6 protein-coding genes and 1 pseudogene are annotated in these 9583 nt (G+C 41.8%); 4 read left to right on the top strand and 3 right to left on the bottom strand.

Annotated elements, in window-relative coordinates:
• Both QVP90_RS05820 and QVP90_RS05815 read right to left on the bottom strand, forming a co-directional pair.
• A pseudogene (locus QVP90_RS05820) lies at positions 1-510 on the bottom strand (MlaD family protein); the annotation flags it as partial.
• Between the two features lie 9 nt (positions 511-519).
• Positions 520-1737: an N-acetylmuramoyl-L-alanine amidase family protein gene (locus QVP90_RS05815; protein WP_085930825.1), complete on the bottom strand. Its 1218-nt coding sequence runs from the start codon at positions 1735-1737 to the stop codon at positions 520-522.
• A gap of 147 nt (positions 1738-1884) precedes the next feature.
• Here QVP90_RS05815 and QVP90_RS05810 point away from each other — a divergent pair, with 147 nt between their 5' ends.
• Both QVP90_RS05810 and QVP90_RS05805 read left to right on the top strand, forming a co-directional pair.
• Complete coding sequence (locus QVP90_RS05810; RefSeq protein WP_005933514.1) at positions 1885-2781, top strand: bile acid:sodium symporter family protein; 897 nt, start codon at positions 1885-1887, stop codon at positions 2779-2781.
• Positions 2782-2922: 141 nt separating this feature from the next.
• Entirely contained in the window at positions 2923-4464 is a 1542-nt protein-coding gene (locus tag QVP90_RS05805) for a Gfo/Idh/MocA family protein (RefSeq protein WP_021935907.1), read from the top strand.
• A gap of 463 nt (positions 4465-4927) precedes the next feature.
• Here QVP90_RS05805 and QVP90_RS05800 read toward each other — a convergent pair whose 3' ends face one another.
• Positions 4928-6091 (bottom strand): exo-beta-N-acetylmuramidase NamZ family protein, encoded by a 1164-nt coding sequence (locus tag QVP90_RS05800; RefSeq protein ID WP_021935906.1) that lies wholly within the window; start codon positions 6089-6091, stop codon positions 4928-4930.
• 74 nt (positions 6092-6165) lie between these two features.
• Between QVP90_RS05800 and QVP90_RS05795 the strand changes: the two genes are divergently transcribed.
• Together QVP90_RS05795 and QVP90_RS05790 are read left to right on the top strand one after the other, a co-directional pair.
• On the top strand, positions 6166-6702 hold the full coding sequence (locus tag QVP90_RS05795) for an HD domain-containing protein (protein ID WP_005933506.1): 537 nt from the start codon (positions 6166-6168) through the stop codon (positions 6700-6702).
• Positions 6703-6790: 88 nt separating this feature from the next.
• Positions 6791-9511 carry a putative LPS assembly protein LptD gene (locus QVP90_RS05790; protein WP_021935905.1) on the top strand — a complete coding sequence of 907 codons (2721 nt, stop codon included), beginning with the start codon at positions 6791-6793 and terminating at the stop codon, positions 9509-9511.
• Positions 9512-9583: the final 72 nt, after the last annotated feature.

The following is a 9583-nucleotide window of genomic DNA, read 5'->3' as shown; positions in this document are numbered from 1 at the left end:
AGGAATGCTTTGATCTCCCAGTATTGTATTTAATGAAGTCATTATGGAATCGAGTTTTGGGAGCATTTGCTCTATTTGCGGCATGAGAGCTGCCACACTTTCCATCATGCCATTATTTAATTTTCCGGGTATTGTATCTCCTATAGCATATTTTTCGCGAGGATTATTAGCCAGTAGAATGTCCATTCTTACCCCTCCCATCAGTTCGGATGTCAACTCAGCAGAACTTCCTTTGGGGATACGGAGCTCCGTATCCAGTTCTACTTCTACGACTACATTTTCGGCTTGATTGTAATCGTAATAAATATCCCGCACGATACCTACACGTACTCCATCTGCAAAAACAGGACTCGATTTAGCCAGTCCGTTCACATTCTTGAATTTTACATAGAAATAGCTTGAAGGTTTAAACATGTTTATTCCCTTCAAATAATTGATGCCGTAAACAAGTACGCACAAAGCAATAATTCCTGCAATACCTATTCTTACTTCTTTTGTAATGTATTTCATTTCAGTACTTTATTTATTTCGTTTCTTTTTGAATTCTGCAATAGCAGCGTTTATATTTATTTTCTCTCCATCACGGAAAGCAATGATAAAAGCATCTTTAAACTTGTCGGTGATGGTACGTTTGGATCGTAATACTTTATTATAGTCTGATGAAGCACCATAAGTGTATTTATACAATCCTCCTTCTTTATAGTAATCTATATCTGTCAATCCCTTTAAGCGCTTGTCATTTTTGGCTAACGGCTTTGAAGAGGTTAGTATTTGTATTTTAAACGTTATTTCTCCATCATTTGTTGCACTTTCTACTGTAATGGGGCGTTGTGGGGAAGCTTTTGTTGTCGGATTGGTCTTGGTGTTTTCCTGTTTGGGAACGGCGGCTATTACTGTTTCAGGGGTCTCAGTACTCTCTTCCGGAATGATGGTGCGACTGGCACCGGTCAACCGTATTTCTTGCTCCCGTTTATAGGTAAGGAAAGCGCGATAAATTCCTTTTGCCAAAGTGCTGGTTCCTGCTTCCGTATTGAGGTAACGTTCTTCTTCGGGAGTCGATATAAATCCTAATTCCACTAAAATGCTGGGCATGGCACTTGCTTTCAATACGAGGAATCCTGCTTGGTGTACGCCACGGTCCACCCGTTTGCACGTATGGCGGAATTGTTTCTGTACAAGAGAAGCCAGATGTACACTTTGTTCCATATACTTGTCTTGCATGAACTCAAAAATGATGTATGATTCGGCAGAATTCGGGTTGAAACCGGCATAGCGGGTTTTATAATCGCTCTCGTAAAGGATTACTGAGTTTTCGCGTTGGGCTACGGCAAGATTAGCGTCTGATTTGGCAAGACCCAATGTCCAAGTGGATGCTCCTTTGGCAACACGGTTGTTGGCAAGGGCATTGGTGTGTATGGAGATAAACAGGTCTGCTTTTGCGCTATTGGCTATTTCAGCTCGTCGGTCTAATGGAATGAATACGTCCTTACTGCGGGTGTAGATTACTTTTACATCGTCGCAGTTCTTTTTGATCATGTTTCCTAACTTTAATGCCACATTCAGATTTATATTCTTTTCTTTCGAGATTTTGCCGACAGCTCCGGGGTCATGTCCTCCATGACCGGGATCAATGACGACAACAAAATCTTTGGCCCATGCACTACCGATACAAAGCGGAGAGTAGAGCAGTACAAGGCAGACGAATATATATAATATGTAATGTCTATTAAGTTTCATGTTATTGCAATGACGCTGCAAATGTAGTGGAATTTTGCTGAAAACTTGCTATTCGCCATTAAGTTTTGTGTTTTTTTCCATATTTCATGTCGTTTATTTCCGTGATTCGTTGTTACTTTGCATTTCAAAATAATAAATGATATAATAATGCTTAAGTTTCTGAAGAATTGGACATTGCCCATCGCCATGCTGTTGGGGGGCATAGGGTATCCTTTATTTATCAGACTTTCTTTTTTGACTCCGGCACTTATTTTCACGATGTTGCTGCTCACTTTTTGTAAGGTGTCTCCCCGCGATCTGAGACCGAAGCCTTTGCATTTATGGCTACTCTTGATACAAATATTCGGGGCGATAGCTGTTTATTTGCTCCTTTTTCGTTTTAATAAAATTGTGGCTGAAGGAGCGATGGTTTGTATTATCTGTCCTACGGCTACTGCTGCTGCGGTTATTACTTCCAAATTGGGCGGAAGTGCGGCAAGTCTGACAACTTATACTTTGATTGGCAATATAGGGGCGGCTGTTGCTGTTCCGGTTTTATTTCCGTTAATTGAGGTACATGCAGAGATCAGTTTTTTAGATTCTTTTCTGCTGATATTGAGTAAAGTCTTTCCTTTATTGATCTGTCCGTTTTTAACTGCGTGGCTGTTACGGCGGTTTCTCCCTCGTGTTCACCGTACTTTATTAAATTACCATGAACTGGCTTTTTATCTTTGGGCTGTGTCACTGGCTATTGTTACTGCGCAAACACTTTCTTCTCTGATAAATGATCCGGCCGATGGATTTACAGAAATAATGATTGCATTTGCCGCACTTGTAGCTTGTTGTCTACAATTCTTTTTAGGAAAAACTTTAGGTAGTTTGTACAATGATCGTATCAGTGGCGGGCAGGCATTGGGACAGAAGAATACAATTTTAGCTATCTGGATGGCACATACTTATCTGAATCCGCTTTCTTCCGTAGGTCCTGGAAGTTATGTGCTGTGGCAAAACATTATCAATAGCTGGCAGTTGTGGAAAAAGAGGAAGAAAGAGATGGAACAGTAAATAAAAGATCCGGAAATATATGGTTGTTTGTTAATATTGGTTATTTTTTTATTTTCTTTGTTACCTGCTTGTTACGCGAATTGTATGATATTATAAACACATCGTCTCTTATATTACATTTTAAACTATAAATTTTATATCATGAAAGGATTAAAGTTATTATTGTTGAGCTTTTGCGTCGCTTTTGCCGCATGTTCGGTACAATCGCCTTCCGTACAGGTTTCGGACAAGGGTACTAAATGGAGTTGGGATAAAGGAACTATCGTTGTGGAAACTCCTGAACGTCCTGCCGGTCAAACCAGTGTGATTGGTTTGACAGCTCCTAAAATAGAGGCCGTTCGTGTTGGTTTTGTCGGTTTAGGAATGCGCGGTCCCAGTGCTGTGGAACGTTTTACTTATATTCCAGGCGTGGAGATTGTGGCTCTTTGCGATTACGAACAGGAACGTGCCGAGAAGTGCCAGCGCTTTTTGAAGAAAGCTTCCATGCCTAAAGCTGCTGTCTATTCCGGTGAGAAAGGGTATGAAGAATTATGCAAGCGTGACGATATTGACTTGGTTTATATTGCTACTGATTGGTTGCATCATTTTCCTGTAGCCGTCTGTGCAATGGAAAACGGTAAACATGTGGCTATCGAAGTGCCTTCGGCTATGAGTCTGGAAGAGTGCTGGGCATTGATCGATTTATCGGAAAAAACGCGCAAGCATTGTATGATTCTGGAAAACTGCTGTTATGACTGGTTCGAAATGAATACGTTGAATATGGCTCAACAGGGAGTATTCGGAGAGGTAATTCGTGCGCAAGGTGCTTATATTCATAATCTGGAACCTTTCTGGGATCATTATTGGAAAAACGGTGAGGCCGATAAATTAGGATGGCGTCTGGACTATAACATGAAACATCGCGGTGACGTGTATGCCACTCATGGTCTCGGTCCTGTAGCTCAAGCACTGGATATTCATCGTGGTGATCGTATGAAGACGCTGGTGGCTATGGACACAAAGTCGGTAGCAGGTAAGGCACTTGTAGAAGAGAGAACAGGAGCCGGCTGCGATAACTTCCGTAATGGTGACCATACTACTACACTTATCCGCACAGAAAACGGAAAGGTGATCGAAATACAGCACAATGTGATGACTCCGCAACCTTATAATCGCCTGTATCAACTTACGGGAACGAAAGGGTTTGCTAATAAATACCCCGTAGAAGGCTATGCTCTGGATGCTAAACAACTGACTGCTTCTGGTATGGAGCCGAAAGTAGATGATTTAAGTTCACACAGTTTCTTGCCTAAGGATGAAATGAATGCTTTGGTAGAAAAATACCAGCATCCGATATTGAAAAAATATGGTGAAATGGCCAAAGAAGTAGGGGGACATGGCGGTATGGATTTTATTATGGATAGCCGTCTGGTATATTGCTTGCAAAATGGTTTGCCATTGGATATGGATGTGTACGACTTGGCAGAGTGGTGCTGTCTGGCAGAGTTAGGCGAGCTTTCGATGGATAATGGTTGTGCTTCTGTTGCATTTCCCGATTTCACCCGTGGCGAATGGAATAAGATAAAAGGTTATAAACATGCGTATGCTACTCCGGAAGAGGAGGCTGCAATCATGGAAAAAGCAAAAGCCTTTACGCAGAAGTTGAAAGAAAAGGGTGCTGAAGAGTGGGCTGAAGATAAGTAGCCTCATTCCTTCTTTATTCGGATTTACATGAATGTTCCGGAGGGGGCATGCTTGTGAATCCGGGTAAAGAACCCTGTATGTGAGGGATAGACATTGCATGACAGGAAAGTAAAATATTACATCCGGATTAGTAATGATAGAAAATAATCAGGTACAACTGAGATTGCTATTTTGACAAGTACAGGTAGGAGTTGTTCTTCGAACCGATGAAGGACATTTGATACGGAAAGATTATTCCGAAAGATATTAGGTGTTGTATATCAAAGATTTAATTGTTTATTTGATAAATGGATAAACCGATATTCTTAGTCTGCAAGAATACGTATTTAATGCTGTGTTAAATACAATCTTTTGCCGACAAGAATACGTTTCTTTACAGACAAAGAATTAATGTTTTGCGACGGGAGAAATAATATGCCGGGAATGGAATTAACAATGTTAAAATCAGATGCGCGGTTTCGCGTCAATATAACAAGTACTTTTTTCGCATTTCTTTGTATTTTTGTAATTCTTCTTTCCATCCGGCACGGATAGCTGCTTCGTCTTTACCGGCAAGAATTGCCTTGCGAACCGTATCCGTTCCCATCAACAGGTCGAACCAACGTGCCCGGTCGAAAAAGCCGTTTCCTTCTCCCGATTTCCAGTAGAAACGAAGAAAATAACGCAGTGTGAATCCGTTCACATTGTTGACTCTTCTCAAATCTTCTCCATAACAAGTTTGGTTTTTGTGCATCGGGTTTTTATCGAAACCGGGCAATGCTTGTGGGGTGAAACTAAAATCTCCGTATTTCTTGTTGGGTGCTCCGAGCACTTGAAACGGGAATGTGGTCCCTCGTCCTACACTGATACGAGTTGCTTCGAAAGGGCAGAGGGAAGCATACAGACGGATTGACTGATCGTTGGGTAGGTTAGGAGAGGGTTTGATGAGTGGAGAATAAGGTTGTCCGTGTTCCCATCCCGTCATGGCTACTACAGTCAGCCGGCAAGCTTCCGAGGTTTTATTGATCCATCCTTCACCGTTGATCATCAGAGCCAGTTCGCCGATCGTACAACCGTGAAGAACGGGGATAGGCAACATACCTACAAAGCTGCGGAAAGAAGGACGCAGTATAGGACCGTCTATGTAATCGCATGGGTTGGGCCGATCGAGTACAATCACTTCTTTGCCATTTTCAGCACAAGCTTCCATCACATAGAACAGGGTACTGATATAAGTGTAGAATCGGGCTCCGACATCCTGTATGTCGAACAAAATAATGTCGACATCCTGCAACTGGTGTACGGTTGGCTTTTTATTGTTTCCGTAGAGTGAGACGATAGGAGTACCCGTCCGGCTGTCTTTTCCGTCTTTTACCGTCTCTCCGGCATCGGCGTCGCCCCGAAAGCCATGTTCCGGAGCGAACACTTTCACCACGTTTATGTTTAAGCTCAACAGGGTGTCGAGCAGACAGGCCTGTTCTTCACCTATGACGGAAGTGGGGTTAATGACCATTCCTACCCGTTTTCCTTTGAGTAATGGCAGGTATTCTTCGGTACGTTCTGCTCCGGTGTTGAGAGTACCTTGTGCAAAAACTATGGTAATTCCAGCCAACAGGCAGGTGAGAATGAGGATTACTTTTCGGCGCATCTCGGTATTTTTTTGTAATATTGCACAAAAATATCCATTTGGATTGATTATTACAAGTTATAATAGATGAAGTTATGAATCCACTCGATTTAATTGATAAATATTATCCGCAGGATAACGAATTGAAACATATTCTGTTAGTACATAGCCGGTCGGTAGCCGATAAAGCTTTATGGATTGCCGCCCGGCATCCGGAACTGAAACTGGATGAGACCTTTCTGAACGAGGCCGCCATGCTTCATGATATCGGCATTTTTCTGACGAATGCCGCTCCCATCTATTGTTTGGGTACGGAACCTTATATTTGTCACGGTTATTTGGGTGCCGATCTGGTGCGTAAGGAAGGTTTCCCACAGCATGCTTTGGTCTGTGAGAGGCATACCGGAGCCGGGCTTTCATTGGAAGAAATCATTAATCAGCAACTTCCTGTCCCGCATCGTGAAATGTTGCCGGTGAGTTTGGAAGAACAGGTAATCTGTTTTTCCGATAAATTTTATTCTAAGACTCATCTTGACAGAGAAAAAACAGTAGATGCTGCCCGGAAGAGCCTGTCCAAATATGGTGAAGAAGGTTTAACGCGTTTTAATCGCTGGTGCGAACTTTTTCTATAGCACTAAAAAATAATTAAAAAGGGGGATTCCGATGTATAATTGGTGAAGATTGTGTACTTTTGCCCCTTCAAGCGTAAACTATTAGTTAATGGCGCCATTGAAAGCAAATACATTAATATCATTCATACTACTGTTTGTCTTACTGATGCTTCCTGATGAGGCACTGTCTCAGCGTCGCCGAAACAGGGGAGTGGAAGGAGGAAGAGAAAATTTTAATCCTCCTACGGTTCTGAACACGGACTCCTTGGGGACAGATTCAGTAAAAACCGATTCATTAGTTGTTGCTAAGCCTGCCAAAAAACAACCTTTGGATGCACCGGTAATTTATTCGGCAAATGACTCTATCGTTTTTGAGGAAGGAGGATATGCACATCTTTATGGGGATGGGAAGGTAAATTATCAAAGTATAGAATTGGGTGCGCAGATCATTACCATGAATATGGACAGCAGTACGGTATTTGCTCGTGGTGTGACGGATTCGTTGGGAGTGGAAACCGGAAAGCCCGTTTTTAAAGACGGTGATACTTCTTATGATACCGAAGCGATCCGGTATAATTTCAAAAGTAAGAAAGGGTATATCAATAATGTAGTCAGCCAGCAGGGAGAAGGATACGTTACCGGTAATAATGCCAAAAAAGGGGCTGATGACGAACTTTTCATGCAGAATGGTAAGTATACTACTTGTGATCATCATGATCATCCCCACTTTTATCTCCAGTTGACAAAGGCCAAAGTCCGCCCGAAAAAGAATGTAGTGACAGGGCCGGCTTATCTGGTAGTAGAGGACGTGCCTTTACCATTGGCTGTACCATTCTTTTTCTTTCCATTTTCCAGCAGTTATTCTTCCGGTTTTATCATGCCTACTGTTCTTGATGATTCCTCCCGTGGATTCGGTTTGTCGGATGGTGGATATTATTTCGCCATCAGTGACATGATGGATTTAAAGTTGACGGGAGATATTTTCACGAAAGGTTCGTGGAGACTTGGGCTAGAGACGAATTACAACAGACGTTACAAGTTTTCCGGTTCTTTGATGGCCGATTATCAGGTGACAAAAACAGGAGACAAGAATATGCCGGATTATTCGGTTTCTAAGGATTTTAAAATAGTGTGGAGTCATCGGCAAGACTCCAAGGCAAATCCGAATGCTACTTTTTCGGCCAGTGTGAACTTTTCAACCAGTAGCTACGAACGTACCAATATTGGTAACCTGTATAATTCGCAGTTGTTGACACAGAATACCAAGACGTCCAGTATCAGCTATTCACGTACTTTTCCGGATATTGGTCTGACACTTTCGGGAACAACCAATATATCGCAGACGATGAAAGACTCTTCTGTTGCAATAACGTTGCCCGATCTTAATATTACCCTGACCCGACGTTTTCCTTTCAAAAGAAAAAAAGCAGTCGGGGCAGAGCGTTGGTACGAAAAGATTTCGTTTCAGTATACCGGACGTCTGACAAACAGTATCAAGACAAAAGATAATCTGCTGTTTAAATCGAATCTGATAAAAGACTGGAAAAACGCTATGCAACATCAGATTCCAATAAGTGCTACATTTACTCTCTTCAAGTATTTCAATCTGACTCCAACATTTAATTATACAGAGCGTTGGTATACTAATAAAACGGAAAATTATTACGATGAAGAGAAACGGCAATGGGTGGCAACGGATACTATCTATGGTTTCAATCGTGTATCTAATTATAATTTCTCATTGGGGTTGAGTACAAAACTTTACGGTATGTATAAACCTCTTTTTATGAAGAAAAAAGAGATACAGATTCGTCATGTGGTGACTCCGCAGATTAGTATAAGCGGGGCACCGGCGTTTGATAAATATTGGCAGGAGTACGAAGATAAGGATGGTAATATATACTATTTCTCTCCTTATTCCAATCAGCAATTCGGTACGGCACCACGTGAAAAGACGGGGTCGGTGACTTTCGACCTTTCTAATAATATCGAGATGAAATACCGGAATAGAAAAGACTCTCTTACTAAAATTAGCTTGATTGATGAATTGGGAGCTTCTCTTTCTTATAATATGGCGGCTAAAAAGCAACCGTGGAGCGATCTAACTTTACGATTGCGTTTGAAACTGACCAAGAATTATACGTTCAACTTGAGTTCTCGCTTTGCTACTTACGCCTACACGTTCGATAAGAATGGAGAAGTGACTACGGGAGATCGTACAGAGTGGTCTTATGGACGCTTCGGTCGCTTCTCCGGGTGGGGGTCTTCCTTTAATTATACCTTTAATAATGAAACTTGGAAAAAGTGGTTCGGGCCGAAAGATGATAAAGATCAGAAGGATAAAGATAAGGATCAGAATGGGGAGGATAGTGAGGATACGGCGGATACCGGCAGTGGTTCCGGAACAACTTCTAAAACAGTAGAAAAGGCGCAAGCCGATGCGGACGGTTATCAGGTATTTAATATGCCGTGGTCACTGAGTGTGAACTATTCATTTAATATCAGCGAAGACAGGAGTAAGCCCATTAATGTACATTCAATGCGTTATCCTTTTTCTTATACGCATAATCTCAATGCTTCTGGTAATGTGAAGCTTTCGAATAGATGGCAGGTGTCTTTCAGTACCGGTTATGATTTTCAAGCGAAAGAAGTTACTCAGACTTCGATGACTATCACGCGTGATTTGCACTGCTTCAATATGTCAGCCAGTCTTTCACCTTTCGGGCGTTGGAAATATTATAATTTCAAAATTAGTGCCAATGCCAGTATCCTGCAGGATTTGAAGTGGGAACAAAGAAGTCAGACTCAGAGCAATATACAATGGTATTAAAAAAAGGGCAAAAGCCCTTTTTTAGTTGAAAATTGAAAGTTGCTATGCAGCATAATATTTTTCTTATTTTCC

It is taken from the genome of Bacteroides sp. CAG:189 (assembly GCF_000432295.1).
GTDB lineage: Bacteria > Bacteroidota > Bacteroidia > Bacteroidales > Bacteroidaceae > Bacteroides > Bacteroides salyersiae.
The sequence above is the reverse complement of the archived record's forward strand: the minus strand, read 5'-3'. Positions and strand labels throughout refer to the sequence as shown.

Coding starts and splice junctions, on each gene's coding strand:
- QVP90_RS05810 (WP_005933514.1), top strand. CDS start 1,885: ATGCTTAAGTTTCTGAAGAATTGGACATTGCCCATCGCCATGCTGTTG.
- QVP90_RS05805 (WP_021935907.1), top strand. CDS start 2,923: ATGAAAGGATTAAAGTTATTATTGTTGAGCTTTTGCGTCGCTTTTGCC.
- QVP90_RS05815 (WP_085930825.1), bottom strand. CDS start 1,737: ATGAAACTTAATAGACATTACATATTATATATATTCGTCTGCCTTGTA.
- QVP90_RS05795 (WP_005933506.1), top strand. CDS start 6,166: ATGAATCCACTCGATTTAATTGATAAATATTATCCGCAGGATAACGAA.
- QVP90_RS05800 (WP_021935906.1), bottom strand. CDS start 6,091: ATGCGCCGAAAAGTAATCCTCATTCTCACCTGCCTGTTGGCTGGAATT.
- QVP90_RS05790 (WP_021935905.1), top strand. CDS start 6,791: ATGGCGCCATTGAAAGCAAATACATTAATATCATTCATACTACTGTTT.